Origin of the sequence: Pseudoalteromonas sp. SCSIO_11900 (assembly GCF_000576475.1) — a bacterium.
Taxonomy (GTDB): Bacteria; Pseudomonadota; Gammaproteobacteria; order Enterobacterales; family Alteromonadaceae; genus Pseudoalteromonas; species Pseudoalteromonas tetraodonis.
The window spans coordinates 1,540,593-1,566,961 of record NZ_KK070023.1; the positions used below are offsets into that span (position 1 = coordinate 1,540,593).

The window sequence follows — 26,369 nt, forward strand, 5'->3', positions numbered from 1 at the left end:
ACGATATAGCGCAACGTATAATCCGCCTTATAGTGTTGCGCTTTTTTGTGTTAAAATCTTGCACCTTAAATTTGTTGTAAAGAGTATTGAAGATGAAATTAGTTCGCTGGGTTTTAGGTTGTATCATCTTATTTTTTAATTTTGTTTTTACGCCGCGTAGCAAAAAACGTGATCCGCAAGAGCAAGCTAAGCTTGATCAGCAAACCGCACAATTTAAGCTCTATCAATTCAAAGCATGCCCTTTTTGTGTAAAAGTGCGCCGTTCAATTAAGCGTGAAGGCTTAAAAATTGAAACACGCGATGCAAAAAATGATGAGCAATACCGCCAAGAGCTATTAGAGCAAGGCGGAAAAGTTAAAGTACCTTGTTTACGTATTGAGCAAGATGGCCAAGTTAAATGGCTTTATGAATCAAACGATATTATTGCTTACTTAAACAAAGTAGCCGCTTAAAATATTTATTGGTATTTCATACCATCTCACTTATTAAAAGAGACATTACCATGACAATTCGTACCCGTGTTGCTCCGTCGCCAACAGGTGACCCGCATCTTGGCACCGCTTACATTGCCTTATTTAACTACTGTTTTGCTAAACAGCAAGGCGGTGAATTTGTACTTCGTATTGAAGATACTGACCAAGTTCGCAGCACACCAGAATCTGAACAAGCCATCATGGATAGCTTACGCTGGTTAGGCCTTGAGTGGGATCATGGTCCTGATGTTGGTGGTGAGTTTGGTCCATACCGTCAATCTGAGCGCAGTGATTTATATAAAAAATACGCTCATCAGTTAGTTGAAGACGGTAAAGCATTTTATTGTTTTGCAACCAGCGAAGAACTGGACCAAATGCGTGAAGAGCAAATGGCTGAAGGTCTGCGTCCTAAATATGATGGCCGTGGCTTAAACCATACCGAAGACGAAATTAAAGCAAACCTAGCTGCTGGTAAACCGTACGTTATTCGTATGAAAATCCCAAGCGAAGGTACCTTTAAGTTTAACGATTACCTACGCGACGAAATTGAGATCCCGTGGGAAAACGTAGACATGCAAGTGCTATTAAAAGCGGATGGCTTTCCAACTTACTTTTTAGCTAATGTGGTGGATGATCACCACATGCAAATTAGCCATATTTTCCGTGGTGAAGAGTGGATAAACTCAGCGCCTAAGCTATTAAAACTGTATGAAGATTTTGGTTGGGAAGCACCCGTATTAGGTCACTTACCATTACTGCGTAACCCAGATAAATCAAAACTGTCTAAGCGTAAAAACCCAACGTCTATTAATTACTACAAAGAAATGGGTTACCTACCAGAAGCGGTACTAAACTACTTAGGCCGTATGGGTTGGTCAATGCCTGATGAGCGTGAAAAGTTCACCCTTAATGAAATGATTGAACATTTTGACATGAAGCGTGTATCGCTGGGGGGCCCAGTATTCGACGTAGACAAGTTAAGCTGGTTAAACGGTATGTGGATCCGCGAAAACTTAACTGATGCAGAGCTAATGCAGCGTTTTGTTGACTGGAAATTTAATGGCGACATGCTTGCTAAAGTATTACCGGAAGCTAAAACGCGTATAAATACGCTCTCTGACATGGTTGATTTAGCAGGGCACTTTGTAGGCGGTATCCCGACTTACGATCCAGCGCTACTAACAGCCGGTAAAGCTGACGAAGATGTTATTCGCCAAGCATTACAATTTTTTGTATGGCAGCTAGAAGGCTTACGTAGCTTTGAAAAACCAGCTATTTTTGCAATTGCAAAAGAAGTAGCCACCTTCCACGAGCTTAAAATTAAAGACTTCTTAGAGCCTATATTTGTGGCTATTACCGGCAAAACATCATCTACCTCGGTATTAGATGCAATGGAGATTTTAGGGTCTGACCTATCGCGTGCACGTTTACGTGTCGCGCTTGCTCATTTAGGTATTTCTAAAAAGCAGGCTAAAAAGATAGAGCGCGCATACCGCGATTATCCAAGTGCTTAATTAATCCTAATGCAGGTTAGCTATTTAAAAGCCGCTTAATTTAAGCGGCTTTTTACGTTTAAAAAGCCTCGAAATTATATGCTTGGCCATTACAAACAACCATTTGTAACCTTTATTAAACAGATTCGACCTCTCAAGATTTTTTTTCTGGTAGTATGGCTAGGTTATAAGCAGTTTAAGCAGTGAACACACTATGTTAAGTCCTTACTATCAGCAGCATGCTGATTATGTTTCAATTTCTCGTGAGCAAGGTTGTCGCTTTGCTAAATGTGTAGCCGACGACTACAACCCGCTTCATGATAAAGACGCTAAAAAGTTTTGCGCACCAGGAGACTTACTTTTTTCTCTAGTGTTAGACCGCTATGGCATTAGTGAGCGAATGGAGTTTACCTTTGCCGGTATGGTTGATGAAAATACCAAGCTAAATTTTCCAGAACAACCTGGAGAAGAGTTTGATGTAAACCATGACGAAAAAGTAATTTTAAAGGTTAAACGCGACGGTAAAACCAGTAAATGCCCAACACTTACAAACAGTTTAATAAAAAGTTATGTTGAGTTCTCAGGTGCTGCGTTCCCGCATGTAATTATTCCTTTAATGGGCAAGCAAGAGGTAATGATAAATCCTGCGCGGCCTATGATTATTTATGAATCAATGATCATTAACCTTAATAACATTGATATTAAATCACCGACTCTTGAGTTTGCAGAGCCAAGCTTTGAATACGCTGGTAAACGCGGCAAAATAACCTTGCGCTTTAATTTATTAGAAAACGGCGAAAAGGTGGGTTTTGGTGAAAAACACATGGTGGTATCGGGTATTCGTGAATACTGTCAAAGCACCGTAGATGATTTAATTGCATTTTATAATGAGCGTAAAGCCACATTAAAACCGGCTTAAATACTTCATTTTACTTAGGCGCTATTTAGCGCCTTTTTTATTACTTAAGCTCAGGTATAATAGCGTTCTTTGTTATTTTAAAGCCAAGCTTATGTCTGCCACATCGTTCTCATCACTAGCCCTAGACCCGTTACTATTAACGGCAATAGAGCAAAATAATTACACTACGCCTACCGCCATTCAGCACAAAACGATACCGCCAATTTTAGCGGGCAAAGACGTTATGGGCAGCGCTCAAACTGGTACTGGTAAAACAGCCGCTTTTGTTTTGCCGCTATTACATAAGCTTTTAAATACCGCTAAAAAAGACGAACCAGGCATTGCCCGTGTGGTTATTTTAACGCCCACTAGGGAGCTTGCTCAGCAAGTATTTGCAAGCTTTGAAAAATACGCACAAGGTACAGATATAAAAGGTGCACTTGCCTATGGTGGCGCAAGCATTGGCCCACAAATCAAAGCACTTAAAACAGCGCAGGTAATAGTGGCAACGCCAGGGCGCTTACTTGATCATATAGTGAAGGGCAGTGTGGTGCTTTCAAGCGTGGACTCTTTAGTATTTGATGAAGCAGACCGTATGCTTGATATGGGTTTTATTGACGAAATTAGACGAATACTGCGTCACATCCCAGGCGATCGTCAAACCTTACTGTTTTCCGCCACCTTTGATGACAGTGTATTTGAGCTGAGTAAAAAATTGCTCAAAGACCCTGAGCTTATTGAAGTTGATAAGCGTAACTCTGCTGCTGTAGAGGTTGTACAAGTTATTTACGCAGTAGATGAAGACAGAAAGCGCGAACTGGTCTCGCACATGATTGGCATGAAAAACTGGCGCCAAGTGCTTATATTCACCCGCACTAAACAAATGGCCGATAAGCTTGCCAAAGAAATGTGTAAAGATGGTTTAAAAACCGAATCTATTCATGGTGATAAATCACAGGGTGCTCGCGATCGCGCATTACAAAACTTTAAAGAGGGCAGTACGCGTGTATTAGTAGCCACCGATGTAGCGGCGCGCGGTTTAGACATACCGGCACTTAAATACGTAATTAACTTTGAATTGCCATACATAGCTGAAGATTATGTGCATCGTATTGGCCGTACAGGACGAGCTGGTGAGCAAGGCCTTGCTATGTCTTTAGTGAGCTTAGATGAGCAATGGCTGCTTGAAGAAATTGAAGTACTGCTTGATACCCGCTTAACACCACAATGGCTTGAAGGCTATGAACCTGATTTAAATAAGCCACCAAAAGATAACCGCAAAAACACCAACAAAGCGCGTAAAGATCGCGATAAAAAACGTATTACAGGGCAAAGAGCGCCTAACAGAAGACGCAAGTAAAAGCTTAGGGCTTCACCTAACAGGCAGCTAAGAGCGATAACCTGTCATTGAGATTGGCTAAATATCGTCGTTAATTGATTGGTTAAACTGCTCTTTGCGCATATATTCATGAAAATGAGCGCTGAGCGCTGAGCGCATATTGGTTTATTTAAATTTATCTGAAATTTTAGAAAACTTAGTGATAGTAATACTTTAGGTAATTTGTTAAAGCTATATAATGTAGAAAAATGAGCGTAGCGTCGGCAGAAATATGCGCGATGAGCGCACTATTAAATGTTAGCTCTCTATGGGGATTTATCGATGTCGGAGTATTGGGTAGGAAAAATTGGAAGAGCATTATTTGTTTATGACGAATCTATCCAGCCCTCTGAGTCGGATACCGTTACGCTATTCTCCTACTCTTTTGACGAGCCCGTTAAACTCGATAAGGCAATAGTAAAAGAGAAAATTACACAAGCAAGAGGCCCAGAAACTGAGGATGCCTTAAAGCGCTTCAAAAACTGGAAGCAGTTTTATTCCTCAACGCTAAAACGAATTCATGAACAGCCAGGTCCTGATACATTAAAGTTAATACAAGCGGTTCAAGGTGGCGTAATAAAGGCGTACTGGGGAAGGAAAGCACATTGCTATAGCTGTGGAAAATCATTGACTGGAACTAGAGGTAATATATGCCACAAGTGCTTCTGGATATCTTGCTCTTGCGGGGCGTGTGGCTGCGGATATAGTCGTGGAGAATAAGCAAGAGCTAACAAGTCAATCAACTTCGCGCCTACGGCGCCGGATGCGCTAACGCGCACCGGTTATTGAGGCGTTAGCTGTCTTATCAATATCGCATGTTCAATTTACTGTACAACTGGAGTGGTGAAGACTATACTTGTTCCATTAAACGTACATGTGGAGGTTCTTATGAGAATTGTATCTTTTACTGAAGCTAGAAATGGTCTCAAAGCTGTTTTGGACGGTGTAGTTAATGACGCTGATACAACAGTTATTACACGCCGCGATTCTGAAGATGCTGTGGTTATGTCTTTAGACTACTACAATAGCCTTATGGAGACAGTTCACTTACTACGCTCTCCTCAAAACGCTGAACACCTAAACCGTTCAATAGCACAGTACCGTGCTGGTAAAACAACAGCACGAGAATTAATTGATGAGTAGTAGTCAACGTTTACTGTCGTGGACTGATGACGCTTGGGATGACTACCTGTATTGGCAAACTCAAGACAAGAAAACACTCAAGCGCATTAACAAACTTATCAATGATGTTAAGCGCTCTCCATTTGAGGGCATAGGTAAACCAGAGCCGTTAAAAGAGAACTTATCTGGTTTTTGGTCTCGTCGTATTGATGACACTAATAGGCTTGTTTACGCAGTCGATGATCAAGCGATAACGATAATTTCGTGTCGTTACCACTACTAAACCAGGTTCAGCGATCTGGCATCTAACAAACAATTTAAGAGTGATTCCCAACGCTTGGCATTTTTCATTCCATCGTTGGGTTTTGTGTTTAAGGTATAATGGTTTCGTTTCGTGGTAGCGTTGCTCACACCTTAATTGGGCGTTACGAACGTCCGGACATGGCACAAATCAGTCACTGGTAACGTTAACGCGGTAAGTTGGACTGTTTCTGGTAAATTCATTATTTTTGGTGGATGGCGTGGCTCCGCCACTTATCCGACCTACGTCAAAATGTAGGTTGGTTAAGCCGAAAGCGCCACCCAAAAGGCTTTCAAATTCACTTTTTATACGCTGTTGGCACAAATGCGAAATTCAGCTTTGATAAAGTCCTACAGTTCAAACTTGGCAGATCAAGTTAGTACTTATTAAAATAAATGAAGCTAACTACTTGAACTGGCTTATTCGATGTCGCTTATTATTGTTGCCCGAACCCCGAACCCCGAACCCCGAACCCCGAAGCTAAGCAATTTGCTTTTCAGCTAGGTTTAATTCCATGATTGCCTTTAATAATCGGTATAAATTAATGGACGCGTCAATTTCTTCTTTACGGTTGGTTAAGCTTTCAATATTTAAACCCAGCGGCACACCTAAGTGGGCACAGCTTTTTAAAATTGAGTCGAGGTTTTCGCGACAAATACGCACCGATTCGCTTAATGTATTTTCCGAATCAAGCATGCGCCATTTAGTAGCCTCTGGCACTGAGATGCCTAGCCACTGCATAAACTCCAAGGTTTTTTCACCACCACAAGGCGTAAAGGTCAATATAATCCGATTAGGTGTCAGGCCTTGTGCTTTGCATGTGCGCGCATAACTGGTTATTAAATCTATAGTTGCTTGTGCGTTGTAAACGGCTTGAGAGATAAAAAACTGGCATCCTTGAGCTGTTTTTTCTATTAAGCGTTGGTGCTCGTTGCGCTTATTGGCATGGCGCTCAGCAATGGTTACACCACCTAAAAAGAAGTCTTCAGACTGCTCTGCCAGTGTTTTGTAGGCATTCGGTAAGCTCAGCTTTATATCACCCGCTGATGAAGGGCTGCCCACCAACACTACGTTTTTTAAATCGTAGTCATTTTTAGTTTCATCTAACCACGCTTTAAACTCACTCACACCGCGCTGAGCTACACTTTTATAAGTAATTACATCAAGCTCAGACAAGCCTCGTAAGAGTTGACTGTACTCGCGCGGATCAACTGTTTGCTTAAATGCAAATGGACGCGCTTGCTCTGTACGGCTGCTTTCATCTTGAATGTCATAAATAATCACACCGTCATATTCAATTTCGTGTAAACGGCCTAATAACTTTTCGGCAATGACTTTTAATTGCGCTTTATCGGTCCCAATTTTTGGCGGTGTTGTGCCAATTAGGTAAACACCTTGGTTGGTGTCCTGTATTTTTTCTTGAAGTGATAAAGCCATAATCCTCATTCCAGCTTAATTTGTGATGATGGATTTAATATATCAGCCATTTAGACGTCTAGATAGATTTACTTGTTGAAAGTTTCTCAACTAACGTGAATTATTTTCATAGTTAAACCCTAATAACTGACACAGTTGTTTACATAATTAATAGGCTTAGGGCTCTTATATTTAATTACTTTACGGCATACTTAGTTTGGTAAATGTTTTAAAAATTGCTCAATTTAAAAAGGGATAACAATGAAATTTAAATTATTGGCAACTAGCCTAGCGGTATCGCTGGCCTTAACAGGTTGTGCTATGCAGCAAAACCAAAACACGCAAACAGCAGCTCAACAAGAACAAGTTAATAAAGCAGATGAGCGTGTTTTTTCACAAGATTACCTAATAGAAGAGCTAGATAACGGCCTACGTGTGATGGTAGTTAAAACCGATTACCCAGATGTAGTATCGCTACAAATACCTGTATCTGTTGGCTCGCGTAATGAAGTGGAAGCAGGTAAAACTGGTTTTGCTCACTTTTTTGAACACATGATGTTTAAAGGCTCTGAAAAGTTTCCGCAAGATGTGTATTCAGATATTTTAAAAAATTCTGGAGTTGATAACCGCGCCTACACAACTAACGATTACACTAACTACCACTTAAATTTTTCAAAGCAGCATCTTGATAAAGTACTTGAGATTGAAGCGGATATTTTTCAAAACTTAAGCTACACCGAAGAGCAATTTAGAACCGAAGCGCTAACGGTTAAAGGCGAGTACTTAAAAAATAATGCCAGTCCAATTCGTAAATTATTAAGTGCGGTACGCCAAGAAGCGTTCGAAAAACATACCTATAAACACACTACAATGGGCTTTTTTGAAGACATTGAAGCCATGCCAGATCAAATGGCCTACGGTAAAGAGTTTTTTGATAAGTTTTATAAGCCTGAATATGTATCGCTTGTGATTGTTGGTGATGTTGATCCAAAAGAGACCATGGCGATGGTTAAAAAACATTGGGGTAACTGGCAAAAAGGCGACTATGTTGCTGATATTCCTAAAGAGCCAACTCAGCAAGCGCCAAAATATGTGCATGAGCAAAACGAGGGATTACCTGGCCATTGGTTACTTGTGTCGTATAAAGGGGCCGCATGGGAGCCTCAGAAAAAAGACCGAGCCGCATTAGATTTACTGTCGCAGCTTTACTTTTCGAGCAATTCAGATATTTACCAAGAGCTGGTAGTAGAAAAACAAATCGCGAGTCAAATGTTTACCTACAACCCTGAAACTAAAGATCCAGGGTTACTGCATGTATTTGTAAAAGTTGAAAATGCTGATGACTTAGCTACAGTGCGTGATGCCATTAACCGTACTTATGCCAAAGCGCGTACCGAGTTGGTTGATAGCCAAAAGCTCAGCGATTTAAAGTCTAATCTTAAATACAGCTTTATAAATGGTTTAGATTCGTCGCAAGCAATTGCCTCTACCCTTGCCAGCTATATGCATTTTGAGCGCGATCCTGAGGTAATTAACCAACTGTATAAATCGGCAGACAATATCACTAGCGAAGATATTAGAGCCATTGCCAATAAGTACTTTGTTGATAATGCGCGCACCACAATTACTATGTCGGCACTTGATAAAGCCCCTGGTTTTGAACAAGAAAGCGATTTAGATGCCTTGGTAGCAAAATATCAGCAAGCACCGAGTAAGCCTATCTTTAACGTGCTTGATAAAACTAATAGCTCGCCGTTAATCGATATTAACTTATTATTTAATACCGGTGCCGCTGCCGATCCGCAGGGTAAAAAAGGCGTGGCGGCACTCACTGCCGCAATGCTGGCGCAAGGTGGCTCAACCTCAATGAGTTACAAAGAGATTAAAAAGGCAATGTACCCGCTGGCGGGTAGTTTTGGTTATCAAATAGATAAAGAAATGCTGTCGTTCCAAGGGCGTATTCATAAAGATAATGCTGCTCAGTGGTATGCTTTAGTGAGTGAGCAGCTTCTAAACCCAGGCTTTAGAGAAGATGACTTTAAACGTCTGAAAAAAGAAATGATCGATGGCATTAAATCAGGTTTAAAAGCCTCTAATGATGAAGAGTTGGGTAAAGAAGTGCTCTACAGCGTGCTTTATAGGGGGCACCCTTATGAAAGCTATAACTACGGTGACTTATCAGATTTAGAAGCGCTTACTCTTGATGATGTTAAAGCGTTTTATAATGCTGAACTTACACAAGCTAAACTTACTGTGGGTTTAATTGGTGCCGTGCCTGAAAAACTTAAAGCACAAATGTTAGCTGACCTAGCGACGCTCCCTAAAGGCGAACAAAGCCGCTTAACAATCCCTGATGCGCCAGAGCTTAAAGGTCATCATGCAACGATTGTTGAAAAGTCAGCGCAATCAACGGCTGTGTCGTTCGGGTTTCCTATTGATACCATTCGTAGCAGCGAAGACTGGACTGCATTGTGGCTAGTGCGTTCGTACTTTGGTGAGCATCGCAGTTCTAACAGTTACTTGTACGAACGTATTCGTCAAACGCGTGGTATGAATTACGGTGATTACGCCTACATTGAATACTTCCCTAGAGGTATGTTTCAAACTAAACCGGATGCAAACTTAGGGCGCTCGGAGCAAATATTCCAAGTGTGGCTGCGTCCACTGCGCTCAAACAACGATGCGCATTTTGCAACCCGTACCGCATTATTTGAGCTAGATAAGCTAATTAAAAATGGTATGACCGAGGCTGATTTTGAAGCCACACGTAACTTTTTAATTAACTTTGTGCCACAAATGGTTGCTAGTCAAAATCGTCAGTTAGGTTATGCGCTAGATAGCGAGTTTTATAACACCGATAGCTTTGTAAACTATGTCACAAGCAAACTGAAAACATTGACTGTTGACGATGTAAATCGCGTGATTAAAGACAACCTACAAACTGAGAATATTCACTATGTGTTTGTTACCGGTGATGGTGAAGATATGCAAAAACGTTTAGCAACTATGCAAACCTCGCCTATGGTGTATAACACCGATAAGCCTGCCGAGTTAGTGGCTGAAGATAAGGTAATTGCTGATTATAAACTGGCAATTCCTGCAAAAAATATTGAAGTAGTAAAGGTAGATAAAGTATTTCAATAATTTAAGTTCTTAAATATAAAAAAATGCCCCTGTGTCGTAAGCATTGGGGCATTTTATAAATGGTTAAATCTGCATAGCTGTCATATGACATGACTTGAAAAAAGTAATATAAGCCTGAAATTTAACTGGTTATATATAATAACCAGAACAAATAACGAAGGCATTAACACCTAGGCGGCTAAATCCGTTAGAATTGGCCTTAGGCTCTTTGTAATAACTTAAGGCATTATTATGCGTCATGAAATTTGGCAACAGCTTCGTAGCGAAGCAAATGAAGTAGTAACTCGTGAACCCCTTTTAGCGAGCCATGTGTATTCGTGTATTTTAAATCACGAATGCTTAGGGTCGGCATTGAGTTTTATTGTTGCTAATAAACTAGCTGATGCTGTGGTTTCTGCTTTTACAATCCGTGAGTTGTTTGACCAAGCCTTTGTAAAGTGTGACCGCATGCTGACACATGTTGCTCATGATATTAAAGCGGTAAAAGATCGTGACCCTGCGGCCGAAACCTACCTTACCGTGATTTTAAATTTAAAAGGGTTTCACGCCATACAAGCGCATCGTTTAGCAAATTGCTTATGGCAACAAAATCGCAAAGAGCTTGCGCGCTTTATTCAAAGCCGTACTTCAGAGGTGTTTGGGGTTGATATTCACCCTGCCTGTAAAGTCGGCCAAGGCATTATGTTTGACCATGCTACCGGTATTGTAATTGGCGAAACTGCCGTGATTGAAGATAATGTATCTATATTACAATCGGTTACATTAGGTGGTACGGGTAACGAGCAAGGCGATCGCCACCCTAAAATTAGAGCGGGCGTACTTATTGGTGCGGGCGCTAAAGTGTTGGGTAATATTGAAGTGGGCGAGGGCGCACGTATTGGTGCAGGCTCTGTGGTACTAAGCCCTGTGCCGCCTCACACAACTGCTGTTGGCGTACCTGCAAAAATTATTGGTCGTCCTGATTGCGAGTGCCCGGCAGAAAGTATGAACCAAAACTTTTTAGAATATCCCGAGCCAGAAAACGAATCGCACACCAGTGCAATGCTTTAATTTTTGAGTACCTAGAAATGATATATAAAAGTAACCTTATGGCTATGCTGCTCTGTTTTTCTTCAGGCGTGGCATTAGCAAGTGGTTACTTTTTGTTTTTTAAAGATTCCACACGTGTTTCCTCAGCGCCCAAACAACCAGTAATCTCTTCGGCTAGCACTCAAGTCAATAATCAAGCAACTACTTTGCAAGGTTTAGTGCAGGTTAATAAAGCCCATGCGGCTGATCAGCAAACTCAGCTAGCACAACATGTGGTTGAGCTTAATCAGCAGCTTGAAAAAAAATCAATCCAGCTTAAGCAATCTCAACAACAGCTAAAGCTAAATCAATTAGAAAGTGTAGAGCTTGATGATGAGCTCGCAATACAGTTTGAGCAAGAGGCTGATAATCTCGAATGGAGTTACGAGCTTGAAGTCGCGTTAACTGACTTTTTAATTATTAATGAGTTTGCAGATAGCGCTGAGCTTACAGCGCTAAAGTGTAAGCAAACAATTTGTAAGTTTGAGCTTACCATAAACCAACATGCCGTTAATTATGGAGCTAAATTATGGCGCGAGCTAAACGATAAGCTTCACCTTGAACCTTGGTGGCAGCAATTTAAACTCAGTGCATCTCAATCTAACGATGCCCGTATTGAGTTTACTGTTAGTACACAAGGCTAGCGCTTAGCAATATGGCTAAGCTTCTACCTTTGAAATAACCTGACCATCTACTAACTCAGTGGTCAACACATCACCCACTTTTACATCTTCCACTGATTTAACCACTTTATTTTGCGCCGTTTTCGTTATGCTGTAACCGCGCGCCAATACATTAAGTGGGCTAACCGAATCAAGCCGACTCGCCTGTAAGGCAAGGGTGTTATTTGCTTGTTGCAGTTGCTGCTGCATCGCTTGGTGTAACCTTGTATGGAGCTGTGCTAACTGATGGTTTGCATTTGCTAGCTTTTTATCTGGTGATTGGCGCATTAGTCTGGGTGTTAAATTAGCTAACACGCGTTCTTGTTGATATAAACGCTGACGAATTGCCTGTTGCAGTGCAATACTCAACTCATCTAAGCGTTGTGATTTTTGGTTTAGCTGATTGCGCGGGTGACATAAATTTAAGCGATGCTGCAACTGTATGGCTTGTGCGCGTTTATCGGCAATGTCGTGTTTAAATGCATTCGCTAAACGATTAATTAACTGATTAACCCTATTATGTAGCTCTTGTGTATTGGGGCTTACGAGCTCTGCGGCTGCAGAAGGGGTTGCGGCGCGTACATCAGCGACATAATCGCTAATTGTGGTATCTATTTCATGGCCAACAGCGCTCACAATGGGCAGCGAGCTTTGATAAATAGCACGAGCAAGTTGTTCATGGTTAAAGCACCATAAATCCTCTAATGAACCACCACCGCGTCCGAGAATGATAACGTCGACCTCATTACGTAAATTTGCCAGCTCTATTTGATTTATCAAATGGCCATGCGCTTCTTTGCCTTGCACCATCGCAGGGTAAATAACGATTTCTAATTGCGGAGCACGACGTTTTAGTACGGTTAAAATATCTTTGATTGCGGCGCCTGTAGGTGAGGTGATAACCCCTATGCGATTTATGTTTTGGGGTAGGGGTTTTTTATAGGCGGAGCTAAATAAGCCCTCTGCAGCCAAACGCATTTTTAGCGCGTCAAACTCTTGCTTAAGTTGCCCTTCGCCGGCAGGCTCCATATGTTCAACAATAAGCTGGTAGTCACCACGGGGTTCGTACAAAGATACACGTGCTTTAACGGTTACTTGTGCGCCGTTAATTGGTCGGTAACTTTGGTTGCGATTATTGCCTCGCCACATGGCGGCTTTAATTTGCGCTTTATCGTCTTTTAACGAAAAATACCAATGCCCAGAAGCAGGCGCAATAAAGTTAGAAATTTCACCAGTGAGTACTAAAGACGCAAAACCTTGTTCAAGTAAGGCACGTATTTCATGATTAAGGCGAGATACGGTATAAACCGTTTGCGAGGGCTTAGAAAACATAAAAACTACCAAAAAACATTTATAAATCTAGCTTATCATAAATAAATACAAAATATTATTTACTAGTGCCCACAACGCTGTTAAAATTTGGCCGCAATTCCTTATCTTAGATCCACATGTGAGAAGTTGCCAAAATGCTTAGAATCGCTAAAGAAGCTCTTACCTTTGATGACGTACTTTTAGTACCTGGTCATTCTACTGTTTTGCCACATACGGCAAATATTTCAACTCGCTTAACGCGTGGTATCAAACTTAACTTGCCGCTCATTTCAGCATCTATGGATACTGTTACAGAAGCTCGTTTAGCTATTGCCCTCGCGCAGGAAGGTGGTCTTGGTTTTATTCATAAAAATATGACCATTGCAGAACAAGCGAAAAATGTTCGTAAAGTTAAAACCTATGAAGCGGGTATTGTTTCATACCCTGTTACAGTAACTGCCGATCTGACAATTGCAGATGCCGTTGAGCTGTCTCAGGAAAAGGGATTCTCAGGTTTTCCGGTCACCGATAGCGAAAATAACCTTGTAGGTATTGTAACTAGTCGTGATATGCGCTTTGAAACTAAGCTTGAACAGCCGGTTTCAACAGTGATGACGAAAAAAGAAAACCTAGTAACGGTTAAAGAGGGAGCGGCTCGCGAAGATATCTTAAGCTTAATGCACGAACACCGCATTGAGAAGATTCTTGTGGTTGATGATGCGTTTAAACTTAAAGGCATGATCACCGTAAAAGATTACCAAAAAGCACAAGACAAACCAGATGCATGTAAAGACGAGCAAGGTCGTTTACGTGTAGGTGCTGCGGTAGGTGTTGGCGCAGGTACTGATGAGCGTATTGCAGCATTAGTTGAAGCCGGTGTTGATGTACTACTAATCGATACTTCTCATGGTCACTCACAAGGTGTTATTGACCGTGTTGCAGCGACTCGTCAAGCTTACCCTGATTTACAAATTGTTGCGGGTAACGTGGCAACTGCCGAAGGTGCTATTGCCCTTGCAGATGCCGGTGTTGATGCTGTTAAAGTTGGTATCGGCCCAGGTTCTATTTGTACTACACGTATTGTTACCGGTTGTGGTGTACCACAAATAACAGCTATTTCTGATGCGGTTGAAGGCCTTAAAGGCCGTGATATTCCAGTGATTGCTGATGGCGGTATTCGTTTTTCTGGTGATATTGTAAAAGCATTGGTTGCGGGTGCATCGTGTGTAATGGTTGGCTCTATGCTAGCGGGTACTGAAGAAGCGCCAGGTGAAGTGGAGCTTTATCAAGGTCGTTACTACAAGTCTTACCGTGGTATGGGTAGCCTAGGTGCGATGGATCAAAAAGAAGGGTCATCAGATCGCTACTTCCAAAAATCAAACCAAGCTGACAAGTTAGTACCAGAAGGTATTGAAGGTCGTGTAGCTTACAAAGGGCCAATTGCAACCATTATTCACCAACAAGTGGGTGGTCTTCGCAGTGCAATGGGCTTAACCGGTTGTGCCACAATCGAAGAGCTAAACACTAAACCACAGTTTGTACGTGTAACTTCTGCTGGTATGGGTGAGTCGCATGTTCATGATGTGCAAATCACTAAAGAAGCACCGAACTACCGTTTAGGCTAATCAGCCTTTAACAACTTGAAAAAAAGTGGGCTAACCTTTGTTAGCCCTAATATAGTCACGCAGCTTTAGCTGGTGGCGTTTAGCACCTGACTTTACGAGATACTTCATGAGCAAAGACATTCACGATTCACGAATCCTCATTTTAGATTTTGGTTCACAATACACGCAGTTAATCGCCCGTCGCGTGCGCGAAATTGGTGTTTATTGTGAGCTTTGGGCTTGGGATGTAACCGAAGAGCAAATTCGCGAGTTTAACCCACAAGGTATTATCCTTTCTGGTGGCCCAGAATCAACCACGCTTGAAAATAGCCCGCGTGCTCCTGAGTATGTATTCAATGCAGGCGTTCCAGTACTTGGTATTTGTTACGGCATGCAAACTATGGCAACGCAGCTTGGCGGCAGTGTACATAGTTCAGATAAAAAAGAATTTGGTTACGCACAAGTTGAAAAAGTGGGTAACTGTGCATTATTTGATGCCATTGAAGATCATATTACTGATGGCGGCAATGGCGTACTAGATGTGTGGATGAGCCACGGTGATAAAGTAATGGAAATTCCAGATACGTTTAAAACCACAGCTAAAACATCTACCTGCCCGCATGCGGCAATGTCTAACGAAGAAAAGCGCTTTTACGGTGTACAATTTCACCCAGAAGTAACGCACACACATCAAGGTCAACGTTTACTAGAGCGTTTTGTTATTGATATTTGTGGTTGTGAAAAATTATGGACGCCGGCAAAAATAATTGATGACGCCATTGAACGTATCAAAGAAACTGTAGGTGACGACGAAGTTATTTTAGGCTTATCAGGCGGTGTAGATTCATCGGTTGTGGCTATGCTTATTCACCGTGCTATTGGTGAGCGACTAACCTGTGTATTTGTTGATAACGGGCTACTTCGTTTAAACGAAGGCCAGCAAGTAATGGACATGTTTGGCAATAAGTTTGGTTTAAACATTGTTAAAGTAGATGCCGAAGACCAATTTTTAAATGACTTAGCAGGTAAATCAGACCCAGAAGATAAGCGTAAAGCCATTGGCCACACGTTTATTAATGTATTTGATGAGCAAGCCAAAAAGCTTAAAAACGCAAAATGGTTAGGTCAAGGTACAATTTACCCTGACGTAATCGAATCAGCAGCTTCAGCGACTGGTAAAGCACACGTAATTAAATCGCACCATAATGTGGGCGGCTTACCAGATGATATGCAAATGGGCTTAGTAGAGCCATTACGTGAGTTATTTAAAGATGAAGTACGTAAAATTGGTTTAGAGCTAGGTTTACCGTACGACATGCTTTACCGTCACCCATTCCCAGGGCCAGGTTTAGGTGTGCGTGTACTTGGCGAAATCAAAAAAGAGTACTGTGACTTACTTCGCCGCGCAGATGCTATCTTCATTGAAGAGCTTCACAAAGCAGAGCTTTATCATAAAGTAAGCCAAGCGTTTACTGTATTCTTACCGGTTAAGTCGGTAGGGGTTATGGGCGATGCACGTAAGTATGATTGGGTTGTTTCACTTCGTTGTGTAGAAACCATCGACTTTATGACTGCGCGTTGGTCACATTTACCGTATGAATTCTTAGGTGTGGTTTCAAACCGTATCATTAACGAAATCGACGGTATCTCTCGTGTTGTTTACGATATTTCAGGTAAACCACCTGCCACTATCGAATGGGAATAATCCTCCCGTTACTGTAATTTCGTAATAACTAACGGCGAATTAGCATGCTAATTCGCCGTTTTGTTTATTTAAAAAGCAAACAAACCAAAAAGTTGATTTTTTACTTTACCTTTGTCAAAAGGTCTTTATAATTCATCGTCATTGCAGGGGCGTAGTTCCAATTGGTAGAACAGCGGTCTCCAAAACCGACGGTTGGGAGTTCGAATCTCTCCGCCCCTGCCATCTCTTCTTTACATTGTTTTGATTACTTCCTATATTATTCTCTTACTAATCCATCGAGTTGTTATGCATTCACGTTACGCATCTGTTTTTGGTATAGAAAAGCTTGAACTTAATCAACACTTTCGCCCAGCTCAAGCTGGGTTGTCAGCGACTTCATCGTTAATACTCTGTGATACATTAAAAAATGATATTGAGCGTGCCTTTGCGCCTGTAACAATAAACTCAATTGTTAAATCGCCAATCATTGAGTTTAGTGAGCAACAATTAGGCCTGCCTGATTCAAACCTAACCTGTGCGCAAAAACGTGCGTTATGGGCTTTAATGAGTGAACACCTTGATACACTTTAAGTCGGTTACCGATGATAATATCAATGAGCTGATGGCCATTGAAAATGCCTGTCATACACACCCTTGGACGTTAAAAACAATGCAGTCGTGTTTGCAGGGCCGCTATTTTAATTTAGCTGCGTTCGATGATGAACAAATGATAGGCTTTTACATTGGTGAAAAAGCAGGGCCCGATTTTACCTTAATGGACATTTGTGTCGCCCCGATCTTTCAGGGACAAGGATTTGCTAAGCAGTTATTAACGCAGTTTATAGCGTATGGCGAGCAACATAGTGCCGAAAACTTATTTTTAGAAGTGAGAGAGTCTAATACGCGGGCGATTGCTTTGTATGAACGCGCAGGCTTTACTGAAATGTCTGTGCGTAAAAATTATTACCCCAGCGATGCGCCCAATAAAAATGGCTTTGAAGATGCGATTTTAATGGGCATGGCACTGGGTTTAAATTTTTAATGATTACTTATTAGCGATGGCTTGTTCTATTGCTGTAATGAGTTCTACAACGCGTTTTTCTCTTTGAGTCATATCATTGCCTTTTAAACTTTGCTCAAGCGCTGATGCGCTATGGTAAATATCATCAAAGTTAAAGCAACCAGCACTGCCCTTAATACTGTGGGCAAGTGCGCGTAGTGTTTCGCAATCTTGGTTGTTATAAAGGGTTTTTATCTGCTTTAAGTAATCAGGTAAACTTGCCAAATAATTAGCATTTATTTGCTGAAATTTCTCACTTTTTAATAAGCTATCCCACTTATTTTGATTATCGCGTTCAAGGTGTAAATAGCTGACTAATACATTTTCTAGTGCGTCTTTATCAATGGGTTTACCCAGCGCTTTGTTACAGCCTGCTTTAAGGTAAGTATCTATATCATGGTTCATGACATTTGCGGTCAGGGCGATAATTGGGCCATCGTAGGCGGCATCTCTGAGCATTTTAGTTGCTTCTAAGCCGCCCATAACCGGCATTTGCATATCCATGATTATAAGCTGATAGTCGTTCACTAGTGCCATTTCTACTGCTTGTGCGCCATTATTGGCTATATCAGGCTCTAACCCCCATGTTTGAAGGAGTAATTTTATCAGCAACTGATTATCGGGGTTATCTTCTGCCACTAAAATATGCGCATCAAAGTTATTGGTTGCAAAAGAAAGTTGCGGGTCTTTTTCGGGTGATAGCTGAGAGTGTTCAGTCAAAAAAAGGTTACTACTAAGCCCATTACCTAAATGGCAATCTATATCGATAGTAAAGCAACTACCCACACCCACTTCACTGGTTACGCTGACATCGCCACCGAGCAGTTGAGCCAAATTTTTTGAAATACATAGCCCTAATCCTGTACCACCAAATCGGCGTGTGGTTGTGGCATCAGCTTGTTCAAATGGCGTAAATAATCGACTTATTTGGTTTGCCGACATGCCTATACCGGTGTCTTCAACTATAAATGTAAGAATTTTTGGTGCTTGAAACTTTGCCGTAATTGTTACTTGGCCTTGCTCAGTAAATTTAACTGCGTTACTGGCAATATTAATCAGTATTTGTTTTAAACGAGTAACGTCACTATTTATCGTATGCGGCAAAGGTAGCGAATAATTAATCGTAAATGACAGCTGTTTCTCTTGCGCTAAAGGTTTAATGATTGATTCAACATCATGAATAAGTTGTACAACATTTAACGGCGTTTGCTCAACCGCCAGTTTTTCGGCTTCAATTTTTGATAAATCGAGAATGTTATTAATAAGCTCTAACAAATGTTTTGAATTACGTAGAATAGTGCCTAAATGATGTTTGTCATTAGTTGCTTTTTCGCTATGCAGTAGTTGCTCTGTAAATCCCATAATAGCTGTAAGCGGAGTGCGAATTTCATGACTCATATTGGCTAAAAAGCGGCTTTTAAGCTGGTTTGCTTGTTCTGCTTGGGCGATGGCGGTTTCAAGCTTACTATTCATTGATTCAAGTGCCTTAGTACGACTCTCTACTTTATCTTCTAAATGATGCTTATATTCTTCTAGTTGCTGCTGATAATGCTTAATTTGGTTAATCATGTGATTAAAGTCGTTAAACAGTATGCCTACCTCATCGGTAGTATAAGCAGGCAGTGTGACTGAGAGGTCGCCATCACCAACGCGATGACTTGCTTCACCTAGTAATTCAATTGGGTTAAGCAGTAAATTGCGTACCACAATAAAAATTAAGATCGGTAGGGTGATCACAGAAATAATTACAATTAGCCCGGTGATGACACTAATTGCTTTACCTGATTGATACAGTACCGCTTTAGGAATGGTCGACACATAATAGTAGCCGCCACTCATTTGGGCTGCAAAAATCAATCGTTCTACTTTATCAACGCTCGAAAACTCAATGGTTGATAAGCTGCCAATATCAGCTAGGTCATTAATTTTATTAAGTTCATACTCACTAACATAGTGGCCACGCATTTTATAATCAGAGCTAAATAAAATTTTACCATCATTGGCGAGTAGTAAATTTAAGGTATTGTTATAAGGGGCTTCTAAAATACTGGTGTTTAAAATCGAAGGTTCGACCTTAAGGACAATAAAACCAAGTTGTTGTGGGCGTTTTAAATAGTAGTCAACGCTGTATATGCGTTGCACAAAATATAAGTTGGTGGTGCCATCTTCTTTTTGCACCATAAACTGCTGCTGGCTTAAATTACTTTGTTTAACTTGATCAAAAAACGGATAAGACTTTGGCGCGACAGTTAAATTACTGGAGTAATAGGCATCACTTTCACCGGTTTTTGAGACTAAATTAATACTAATAATATCAGGGTAGGCTTCACTGTAACTGGCAAATACATCCATTAACGCGCCAAGGCGATAGGTATAGCTGGCGTCTTCAAATAAATCTTTAGCTAAAAAGTCACTTAGTACCGGTGAGGCAGAGAGTAACTTAGCCGTTGCATGAAAAGAGTCTATATAGTTGAATACTTTTTGCTGTTGTTGCTCTACAAAGCGACTCATGATCAAGTCAGCTTGTTTTTGCGTAGAGTTAGTTACATTAGTGAGCGTAAACCCACCTAAAAATAACAACGGCAGTATAACCAGTGGAGTTATATACCATAATAATCGAATACTTAGCTTACTGGTTTTCATTACCCAACATCAAATCCTCCATTTAATCGACCAATAGTATGATTTACAGCACTATTACTCAAGCTTGGTGTTAAGTTAGTGGGCAATTTATAGCGTTATTGTTAATAATCGCTGAAAACACCAAACTTAAAAAAGATCCGTTAATAACTAACCATTGATTGTTTATAGCGCCAAGATCAGCGAAGGTAGTCTTCAATTACGATTAACTTTACGGATAGCGTCACAAGAGCTAATTTGGGTTCTTGTTGGGGTATGTTGCGCTTTCTAGGTTAGCTTGTTTTTAGCCTTGAAAGCTCAGCATACTAAAATACAAATACATCCGTATATCAACAAAAAGAACCTTTTTAATGGCAGACCAAAATCTCCTTAGCGAAATTAATAAACGCCGTACCTTTGCGATCATCTCGCATCCTGATGCCGCCCAGCCTTTCAACGCATAAAACCACCTTTCATTGCACACCACAATCACATCTCTACGTACTGAATTTAAAGGCTTTTTGTCTTTTTCTCGTTTCTTTGCTTTTCAATGATGTTCAAGCGTAACCTCGGAAAGTGTGTACAAACTTGAGTACAAATTCCATTTTAGAGGTCTTTGGCGAAAATTCCATGACACAAACCTGGCTGTAGGCCTTGTCGTTACTGGGGTTGACGCGAGTTCTTCTTTAGACCTTGCTGTATATGAGCTGAGCGACAAAAGTACTTAGGGAGTTTGATGCGTCAGTTCGCGATTATCAGCGAGAGTATCGCTCTTTTGTCGATGACAAAAATCTCCTTCTACTTATATATAATTATGTATCAGTTCATGGCTTTTGATATGTAATGGCTAATCGAATTTGTGTTATTTGAGTTACTGTGATATGTTTTTGTATATAATTATTCTTAAGTGATGCATTAAGGCGTATCGAAATGAGCTATGTAACAGAGCAGATACTAGAAAGTCTTCGAGAAGCCCGGGTACGAAAGGGGTTTAGCCAGAGAGAGTTAAGTGCTCGTTCGGGGGTGCCTCAAAGCCATATTTCGAAAATCGAGTCTGGCAGTGTTGATTTAAGAATATCCAGTTTGATTGCACTTGCCCGTGTACTAGACCTAGAGCTATTGGTTGCGCCTAAAAAATCTGTACCTGCCATCAAGTCGATCATTCGAAGTGGACAAGGTATTAACGGCATCAGCGACGAGGGTGAGCGAATGTCGCCCGCCTATCAGTTAGAGGAAGACGACGATGACTAACCATGTCTCTACGCTCAACGTTTTGCTTTACGGTGAACCCATTGCAACGATCACCAACGTGGGCAATGACAGAACGATTTTTGCCTTTATGGATTCGTACATTAATGACGAATCACGGCCTGTGTTAGGGCTTGGCTTTAAAGATTCGCTAGGTGGCTTGCTGACTAGCTTCAAACCGACCCAAACCAAGTTAACCCCGTTTTTCTCTAACCTTTTGCCAGAAGAAACCATGCGAAATTACCTGGCAGAGCGTGCCGGTGTTAATCCAGCGCGGGAGTTTTTTCTATTGTGGGTACTGGGACAGGATTTGGCAGGCGCGATCACGGTTGAGCCTGCGGATGGTGAAGCCTTACCACCTAATGTGCATCAAGACATAGAAGATGAAACGAAAACAGATGGGCCAATGCGTTTTTCATTGGCGGGAGTGCAGTTGAAGTTTTCAGCTGTGCAGCAGGCAAATGGCGGTTTGACGATCCCAGCAACCGGTCAAGGTGGTTCTTGGATTGTAAAATTGCCGTCGTCTCGATTTGAAGCTGTGCCAGAAAATGAATATTCGATGATGGAACTGGCTCGAATGTTGGGAATGGACGTGCCAGAAACGCAGCTACTCCCTATTAATCGAATTGCTAATATCCCAAATGGCATTGGCAAATTTGGTGACAGTGCGTTTGTGATTAAGCGTTTTGACCGTGCAGATGGTCAAGCTGTTCACATTGAGGACTTTGCGCAAGTGTTTGGTGTTTATCCTCAAGATAAATACAAAAAAGCCAGTATGCGCAATATTGCTCATGTTATCGGTATTGAAGGGCAAGACGAAGACATTGCTGAATTTACTCGCCGATTGGTGTTCAATACTCTAATTGGTAATGCTGATATGCATTTGAAGAATTGGTCTGTGATCTACAAAGATAAGCGCACAGCGTCTATTGCGCCTGCTTATGACTTCGTTTCAACCATTCCTTATATCCCCGATGATAGTGCATCGCTGAAGGTGAGCCGTAGCAAGAGATTCAGCGATTTCACGCTGGATGAGCTATCACACTTAGCGGCTAAAGCCATGTTGCCAGAAAAATTGGTGTTAGATACTGCAAAGCAAACTGTAGCAGGCTTCCATGAGGTATGGGCGAAAGAAAAAGCGCATTTACCCCTCACTAAGTCAGTGATTGAAGCCATCGAAATGCACTTACGAAGTATACCGCTACGCTGAATTTCTGGAAGCTAGAGTGTGAATATCGATGTTTGTCGTAATGATGGTTTAACTTCACGCTAATTTACGGCGCTTTGCGCCGAAAATTGGACGTTTGGTAAACTGAATAATGATACCAGTGTTTTTATACGGCTGATCTTCTGAACAAATTGACCATCAACAAGTGATGAATCAGGCGATGATAGCTTTACATTGATTTTCAGGAGAATGCAGATGACAGCAGTAGCGCACCAGGTAACCCCTTTTCTAACATCTTACGAAGTGATGGCTCAATAGTGGTATCAAAGCCGTTTGTGGCAAGCTCTTCTTGTCCGTTCGCGAAAAACAAGTAAGTTCAGGGCTTGGCAGGCGCATTTGATGTGAATCCTGTTCCGACGATTCAGAACATGGCAGCATGTTGGTAGCAAAATGCACTTTGTTATGATTCCTGGTGACTCAATGAAGACATTGGTTACGGTTTTTGCAGTAAAGTGAGCTAATGTAGTATTCGCACTTTATGAATATTACTTATGTGCCATTAGCGGCCACTCAATCTTGACACCAAGTGATCAAAAACCAATCGAATACGTGGTGGTACTGGACCACGTTGAGGGCGATAAATATATAAATCCCAAGGCACAGGCTCGGCCTCTTCTAACACTCTCACCAGTTTCTCTTGGCGTAATAAGTCTTGGACCAAAAAGTCAGGAATTTGAGCAAACCCCAGTCCATTTTGTATAGCCATTAATTCAGCTTCGGTGTCGGCACTTCGAAAACGTGTTATGGATGGGGTCCACTGTCTGTCCATGGAAAAAATCCATGGCCAAAGCTTTCCCGTATTGCGATCTACTAACCCTGTAGCCGGCAAGTGGTTTAGATCTTCAATAGACGCAGGCTTTCCCACTTTATTTATTAACTCACGCGAAGCCACGACATACATATTAATTTTGGTGAGCTGGCGGGCAATAAATCGGCTATCTCTCATGAAGCCGATACGAATCCCAATATCTATTTTTTCGTCAACTACATCCACGCGCTCGTCACTGAGTGTCAGGTCTATATCCAGTTGAGGATGTATTGTTGAGAGTTCCAGTAATACTGGCATTAAGCATTTATGACCAAAACCAACAGGCGCTGCGATACGAACCCGCCCTTGTAATTCATTACCCGAGTTAGGGGCGCTTGTTTGAAACAATTCATCTACAGCGCGCAGGCGTTCTTTTGCTATCACAGCAAATTTTTCTCCAACTAGAGTCACTTGTATGTGTCGAGTATTTCGATGAAATAAAAGCTCCCCTTGCAATCGCTCTAACTCTTTCACTGCTCGTGTCACTGCCTGAGGAGAAATTCCCAGACGGTTAGCCGCTTCTTTAAAGCTGCTAGACTCAGCAGCAGTACAAAATATCCGGAGCATTTCTAATCTGTTAAGCATCACAGTCACATTCAGTTTTGATATGAATACATTAATACTATTCCATTTTTAGGAATTGTGAAATTAAAACTTTTCCATTTATTAATTTCTGAAGGTAAGTAATAATTTGATTGTTATTTAGACAGAGTCATTCATTCAACTGATTTGAGGATATTAACTATGAGCAGTGTTTTAGCAAACAACATCAGCAGTAAAGTCGTTGTTATCACCGGTGGTAGCAGCGGTTTAGGCGAAACAACAGCAAGATATCTGGCTAGTCTTGGTGCGTCAGTAGTGTTAGGTGCCCGACGCATCGACAAGCTTGAAGCTATTGCTGCTGACATTCGCTCAGCAGGCGGAAAAGTTGCGGTTCAAGCGACAGATGTGACTAGCCAGGACGAAGTGAAGGCCCTTGTAAATCTTGCACAAGAGCGCTTCGGTAAAGTTGATGTGGTTATCAATAATGCAGGGTTAATGGCGATTGCACCGTTAGCTGAGACTCGAGTTGACGAATGGGATCGCATGATTGACATCAACGTTAAAGGTCTGCTGTATGGAGTAGCCGCAGCGCTTCCGATCTTTCAGGCTCAGGGAACAGGCCACTTTATCAATATTTCATCCGTAGCGGGTGTCAAAGTATTCAGTCCCGGCGGCACGGTTTATAGCGGAACCAAATTCGCTGTTCGCGCTATTGCCGAAGGCTTGCGCCATGAAGTTGGGGGTAAAATTCGTTCAACAATCATTTCACCAGGTGCAGTCGAATCTGATTTAAAACATGGAAGTTCAGATACTCAGGGTGCAGCCTTTGTAAAAGATTTTTATCAGCAAAATGAAATTCCATCTGACTCTGTTGCTCGTGCTATCGCATACGCAATTGAACAGCCTGCGGATGTGGATATAAACGAGATTGTTCTGCGCCCAACTGTTCAAGAGTTTTAATTCGTTTAATAAAAGACCTATTAACCAGCGGGTGATTTAACCACCCGCTGAATATTCAGTTTGTGAGGTTATTGATGACAGCGTTAAACAGACAAATGCGTGCTTTGATATTAGATAGCTATGAAGAGGGTACAGTACTCCGGGATGCCCTGATTAACTTACCCTCTCCATCAGCAGGTCAGGTGCAAGTAAAAATATTTGCAAGTGGCGTCAATCCTATTGATTACAAGATCCGCCAAGGTATCGCTCCTTATGCCATGCCGGAATTACCCGCAGTACTTGGCACCGATTTAGCTGGAGAAATTGTTGCTATCGGCGACGGCGTCACCGACTTTGCAGTAGGCGATGCAGTTTATGGTCTGACTGGCGGAGTGCGAGGATTGCAAGGATCATTGGCTGAATATGCCAACGTAGATGCTGAGTTACTTGCTCTCAAACCGAAAAATTTGTCCATGCGTGAAGCTGCGGCTTTACCTCTGGTTACACTTACCGCTTGGGAAGGTTTGGTTGACAAGGCGAATGTTAAAGCGGGCCAGAAAGTCCTTATCCAAGGTGGAGCTGGCGGAGTTGGGCATGTAGCTGTGCAAATTGCTAAGGCCTTAGGTGCCGACGTTTATGCCACTGCATCGACTGGAAAACAACAACTGCTCAAGGCGCTTGGTGCCACGCCGATTGATTATCACACTGTAAGCCCTGCTGACTACGTGGACACATACACCCAAGGCAAAGGATTCGATATCATTTACGACACTGTCGGTGGCTCTGTACTCGATGCCTCATTAGGTATCATTGCACATTATGGACATATTTTAAGTTGTGCTGCATTCAGCTCACATAACCTGGCACCGTCGTCATTACGCTCTGCAACATTGTCAGCGATTTTTGTGTTACACCCACAGCTCAGCGGAGAGGGGCGCAAACATCATGGTGACATTCTGCGGCAAATTACGGCTCTCGTTGAAGCTGGACAAATTAAGCCAATACTCGATCCGTTACGCTTCTCCCTTGACACGGCAATGGATGCACATAATGCTGTAGAGTTGGGGTCCATGGGTAAAGTAGTTATTGATGTAATTGCTTAAAAAGTCATTGTTGTAATTACTTAAAAAGTCATAGTTGAGGATGCATATGAGCCCAAGAAAACTAATTCGAACTGTTCGTTTCCATGAACTAGGTGGCCCCGAGGTATTAACTATTGACTCGCTGGCGAGTCCAAGTTTGCAGGCCACTGATGTACGTATTGCGGTCAAAGTTGTTGGGCTCAATCGTGCTGATGCTATGTTTAGGCGAGGCAGCTATATAGAAAAGGCTGACTTCCCTTCGCGAATCGGCTATGAAGCATCCGGAAT

22 protein-coding genes, 1 tRNA gene and 1 pseudogene are annotated in these 26,369 nt (G+C 41.8%); 20 read left to right on the forward strand and 4 right to left on the reverse strand.

Annotated features, from left to right (window positions below):
- Positions 1-92: 92 nt before the first annotated feature.
- The 7 genes from BG00_RS07115 to BG00_RS07145 all read left to right on the forward strand — a co-directional run bounded on the left by BG00_RS07115 (position 93) and on the right by BG00_RS07145 (position 5,647).
- Positions 93-452 carry a glutaredoxin family protein gene (locus tag BG00_RS07115; protein ID WP_036981509.1) on the forward strand — a complete coding sequence of 120 codons (360 nt, stop codon included), beginning with the start codon at positions 93-95 and terminating at the stop codon, positions 450-452.
- 50 nt (positions 453-502) lie between these two features.
- The gene (gene gltX / locus BG00_RS07120; protein WP_008111109.1) at positions 503-1,987 is read left to right on the forward strand and encodes a glutamate--tRNA ligase; all 1,485 of its coding nucleotides are present in this window, start codon (positions 503-505) and stop codon (positions 1,985-1,987) included.
- Positions 1,988-2,180: 193 nt separating this feature from the next.
- The gene (locus BG00_RS07125) at positions 2,181-2,885 is read left to right on the forward strand and encodes a DUF3581 domain-containing protein (protein ID WP_036981512.1); all 705 of its coding nucleotides are present in this window, start codon (positions 2,181-2,183) and stop codon (positions 2,883-2,885) included.
- Positions 2,886-2,976: 91 nt separating this feature from the next.
- A complete protein-coding gene (locus BG00_RS07130) occupies positions 2,977-4,224 on the forward strand; it encodes a DEAD/DEAH box helicase (RefSeq protein WP_036981514.1) in 1,248 nt (415 codons plus the stop codon).
- Positions 4,225-4,524: 300 nt separating this feature from the next.
- On the forward strand, positions 4,525-4,962 hold the full coding sequence (locus BG00_RS07135) for a hypothetical protein (RefSeq protein ID WP_150111312.1): 438 nt from the start codon (positions 4,525-4,527) through the stop codon (positions 4,960-4,962).
- 168 nt (positions 4,963-5,130) lie between these two features.
- Positions 5,131-5,385, forward strand: a complete 255-nt coding sequence (locus BG00_RS07140) for a type II toxin-antitoxin system Phd/YefM family antitoxin (protein ID WP_005526636.1) — start codon at positions 5,131-5,133, stop codon at positions 5,383-5,385.
- Positions 5,378-5,647, forward strand: a complete 270-nt coding sequence (locus tag BG00_RS07145; RefSeq protein ID WP_005464459.1) for a Txe/YoeB family addiction module toxin — start codon at positions 5,378-5,380, stop codon at positions 5,645-5,647. Before BG00_RS07140 ends, BG00_RS07145 begins: the two co-directional genes overlap by 8 nt.
- Before the next feature lie 498 nt (positions 5,648-6,145).
- Here the strand turns inward: BG00_RS07145 and BG00_RS07150 are convergent, their stop codons facing one another.
- Positions 6,146-7,102, reverse strand: a complete 957-nt coding sequence (locus BG00_RS07150; protein WP_036981522.1) for a methylenetetrahydrofolate reductase — start codon at positions 7,100-7,102, stop codon at positions 6,146-6,148.
- A gap of 240 nt (positions 7,103-7,342) precedes the next feature.
- On the opposite strand from BG00_RS07150, the gene BG00_RS07155 reads away from it, so the two are divergent.
- The 3 genes from BG00_RS07155 to BG00_RS07165 all read left to right on the forward strand — a co-directional run bounded on the left by BG00_RS07155 (position 7,343) and on the right by BG00_RS07165 (position 11,937).
- Positions 7,343-10,225 (forward strand): M16 family metallopeptidase, encoded by a 2,883-nt coding sequence (locus BG00_RS07155; RefSeq protein ID WP_036981524.1) that lies wholly within the window; start codon positions 7,343-7,345, stop codon positions 10,223-10,225.
- Between the two features lie 231 nt (positions 10,226-10,456).
- Positions 10,457-11,275 carry a serine O-acetyltransferase gene (gene cysE, locus BG00_RS07160; RefSeq protein ID WP_010387694.1) on the forward strand — a complete coding sequence of 273 codons (819 nt, stop codon included), beginning with the start codon at positions 10,457-10,459 and terminating at the stop codon, positions 11,273-11,275.
- Between the two features lie 38 nt (positions 11,276-11,313).
- Entirely contained in the window at positions 11,314-11,937 is a 624-nt protein-coding gene (locus BG00_RS07165; RefSeq protein ID WP_253861355.1) for a hypothetical protein, read from the forward strand.
- 15 nt (positions 11,938-11,952) lie between these two features.
- Here BG00_RS07165 and xseA read toward each other — a convergent pair whose 3' ends face one another.
- Positions 11,953-13,287, reverse strand: coding sequence for an exodeoxyribonuclease VII large subunit (xseA, locus tag BG00_RS07170; protein ID WP_036981529.1), 1,335 nt, complete (start codon positions 13,285-13,287; stop codon positions 11,953-11,955).
- A gap of 134 nt (positions 13,288-13,421) precedes the next feature.
- Between xseA and guaB the strand changes: the two genes are divergently transcribed.
- From guaB to rimI, 5 genes are all read left to right on the forward strand, one after another.
- Positions 13,422-14,891 carry an IMP dehydrogenase gene (gene guaB / locus BG00_RS07175; protein ID WP_036981532.1) on the forward strand — a complete coding sequence of 490 codons (1,470 nt, stop codon included), beginning with the start codon at positions 13,422-13,424 and terminating at the stop codon, positions 14,889-14,891.
- A gap of 106 nt (positions 14,892-14,997) precedes the next feature.
- Positions 14,998-16,575, forward strand: a complete 1,578-nt coding sequence (guaA, locus tag BG00_RS07180; protein WP_036981535.1) for a glutamine-hydrolyzing GMP synthase — start codon at positions 14,998-15,000, stop codon at positions 16,573-16,575.
- Positions 16,576-16,720: 145 nt separating this feature from the next.
- Positions 16,721-16,797, forward strand: a tRNA-Trp gene (locus BG00_RS07185).
- 63 nt (positions 16,798-16,860) lie between these two features.
- Entirely contained in the window at positions 16,861-17,145 is a 285-nt protein-coding gene (locus BG00_RS07190) for a hypothetical protein (protein WP_036981538.1), read from the forward strand.
- A complete protein-coding gene (gene rimI, locus BG00_RS07195; protein ID WP_036981539.1) occupies positions 17,132-17,596 on the forward strand; it encodes a ribosomal protein S18-alanine N-acetyltransferase in 465 nt (154 codons plus the stop codon). Before BG00_RS07190 ends, rimI begins: the two co-directional genes overlap by 14 nt.
- A 3-nt stretch (positions 17,597-17,599) precedes the next feature.
- Here the strand turns inward: rimI and BG00_RS07200 are convergent, their stop codons facing one another.
- Positions 17,600-20,257, reverse strand: coding sequence for an ATP-binding protein (locus BG00_RS07200; RefSeq protein ID WP_036981540.1), 2,658 nt, complete (start codon positions 20,255-20,257; stop codon positions 17,600-17,602).
- 906 nt (positions 20,258-21,163) lie between these two features.
- Here BG00_RS07200 and BG00_RS07205 point away from each other — a divergent pair.
- Both BG00_RS07205 and BG00_RS07210 read left to right on the forward strand, forming a co-directional pair.
- Positions 21,164-21,484: a helix-turn-helix domain-containing protein gene (locus tag BG00_RS07205; RefSeq protein ID WP_036981541.1), complete on the forward strand. Its 321-nt coding sequence runs from the start codon at positions 21,164-21,166 to the stop codon at positions 21,482-21,484.
- The gene (locus BG00_RS07210; protein WP_036981542.1) at positions 21,477-22,691 is read left to right on the forward strand and encodes a type II toxin-antitoxin system HipA family toxin; all 1,215 of its coding nucleotides are present in this window, start codon (positions 21,477-21,479) and stop codon (positions 22,689-22,691) included. Before BG00_RS07205 ends, BG00_RS07210 begins: the two co-directional genes overlap by 8 nt.
- A gap of 517 nt (positions 22,692-23,208) precedes the next feature.
- Here the strand turns inward: BG00_RS07210 and BG00_RS07215 are convergent.
- Positions 23,209-24,102, reverse strand: coding sequence for a LysR family transcriptional regulator (locus BG00_RS07215; protein WP_036983391.1), 894 nt, complete (start codon positions 24,100-24,102; stop codon positions 23,209-23,211).
- 159 nt (positions 24,103-24,261) lie between these two features.
- On the opposite strand from BG00_RS07215, the gene BG00_RS07220 reads away from it, so the two are divergent.
- The 3 genes and pseudogenes from BG00_RS07220 to BG00_RS07230 all read left to right on the forward strand — a co-directional run.
- A complete protein-coding gene (locus BG00_RS07220; RefSeq protein ID WP_036981543.1) occupies positions 24,262-25,020 on the forward strand; it encodes an SDR family oxidoreductase in 759 nt (252 codons plus the stop codon).
- Between the two features lie 74 nt (positions 25,021-25,094).
- Positions 25,095-26,102 carry a zinc-dependent alcohol dehydrogenase family protein gene (locus BG00_RS07225; protein ID WP_036981544.1) on the forward strand — a complete coding sequence of 336 codons (1,008 nt, stop codon included), beginning with the start codon at positions 25,095-25,097 and terminating at the stop codon, positions 26,100-26,102.
- A 46-nt stretch (positions 26,103-26,148) separates the two neighbouring features.
- Positions 26,149-26,369 (forward strand): annotated as a pseudogene (locus tag BG00_RS07230) (NADPH:quinone reductase); the annotation flags it as partial.

Excerpts from the sequence above, each read along its gene's own strand:
- BG00_RS07115 (WP_036981509.1), top strand. The coding sequence starts at position 93 with ATGAAATTAGTTCGCTGGGTTTTAGGTTGTATCATCTTATTTTTTAAT.
- gltX (WP_008111109.1), top strand. The coding sequence starts at position 503 with ATGACAATTCGTACCCGTGTTGCTCCGTCGCCAACAGGTGACCCGCAT.
- BG00_RS07125 (WP_036981512.1), top strand. The coding sequence starts at position 2,181 with ATGTTAAGTCCTTACTATCAGCAGCATGCTGATTATGTTTCAATTTCT.
- BG00_RS07130 (WP_036981514.1), top strand. The coding sequence starts at position 2,977 with ATGTCTGCCACATCGTTCTCATCACTAGCCCTAGACCCGTTACTATTA.
- BG00_RS07135 (WP_150111312.1), top strand. The coding sequence starts at position 4,525 with ATGTCGGAGTATTGGGTAGGAAAAATTGGAAGAGCATTATTTGTTTAT.
- BG00_RS07140 (WP_005526636.1), top strand. The coding sequence starts at position 5,131 with ATGAGAATTGTATCTTTTACTGAAGCTAGAAATGGTCTCAAAGCTGTT.
- BG00_RS07145 (WP_005464459.1), top strand. The coding sequence starts at position 5,378 with ATGAGTAGTAGTCAACGTTTACTGTCGTGGACTGATGACGCTTGGGAT.
- BG00_RS07150 (WP_036981522.1), bottom strand. The coding sequence starts at position 7,102 with ATGGCTTTATCACTTCAAGAAAAAATACAGGACACCAACCAAGGTGTT.
- BG00_RS07155 (WP_036981524.1), top strand. The coding sequence starts at position 7,343 with ATGAAATTTAAATTATTGGCAACTAGCCTAGCGGTATCGCTGGCCTTA.
- cysE (WP_010387694.1), top strand. The coding sequence starts at position 10,457 with ATGCGTCATGAAATTTGGCAACAGCTTCGTAGCGAAGCAAATGAAGTA.
- BG00_RS07165 (WP_253861355.1), top strand. The coding sequence starts at position 11,314 with ATGGCTATGCTGCTCTGTTTTTCTTCAGGCGTGGCATTAGCAAGTGGT.
- xseA (WP_036981529.1), bottom strand. The coding sequence starts at position 13,287 with ATGTTTTCTAAGCCCTCGCAAACGGTTTATACCGTATCTCGCCTTAAT.
- guaB (WP_036981532.1), top strand. The coding sequence starts at position 13,422 with ATGCTTAGAATCGCTAAAGAAGCTCTTACCTTTGATGACGTACTTTTA.
- guaA (WP_036981535.1), top strand. The coding sequence starts at position 14,998 with ATGAGCAAAGACATTCACGATTCACGAATCCTCATTTTAGATTTTGGT.
- BG00_RS07190 (WP_036981538.1), top strand. The coding sequence starts at position 16,861 with ATGCATTCACGTTACGCATCTGTTTTTGGTATAGAAAAGCTTGAACTT.
- BG00_RS07200 (WP_036981540.1), bottom strand. The coding sequence starts at position 20,257 with ATGAAAACCAGTAAGCTAAGTATTCGATTATTATGGTATATAACTCCA.
- BG00_RS07205 (WP_036981541.1), top strand. The coding sequence starts at position 21,164 with ATGAGCTATGTAACAGAGCAGATACTAGAAAGTCTTCGAGAAGCCCGG.
- BG00_RS07210 (WP_036981542.1), top strand. The coding sequence starts at position 21,477 with ATGACTAACCATGTCTCTACGCTCAACGTTTTGCTTTACGGTGAACCC.
- BG00_RS07215 (WP_036983391.1), bottom strand. The coding sequence starts at position 24,102 with ATGCTTAACAGATTAGAAATGCTCCGGATATTTTGTACTGCTGCTGAG.
- BG00_RS07220 (WP_036981543.1), top strand. The coding sequence starts at position 24,262 with ATGAGCAGTGTTTTAGCAAACAACATCAGCAGTAAAGTCGTTGTTATC.
- BG00_RS07225 (WP_036981544.1), top strand. The coding sequence starts at position 25,095 with ATGACAGCGTTAAACAGACAAATGCGTGCTTTGATATTAGATAGCTAT.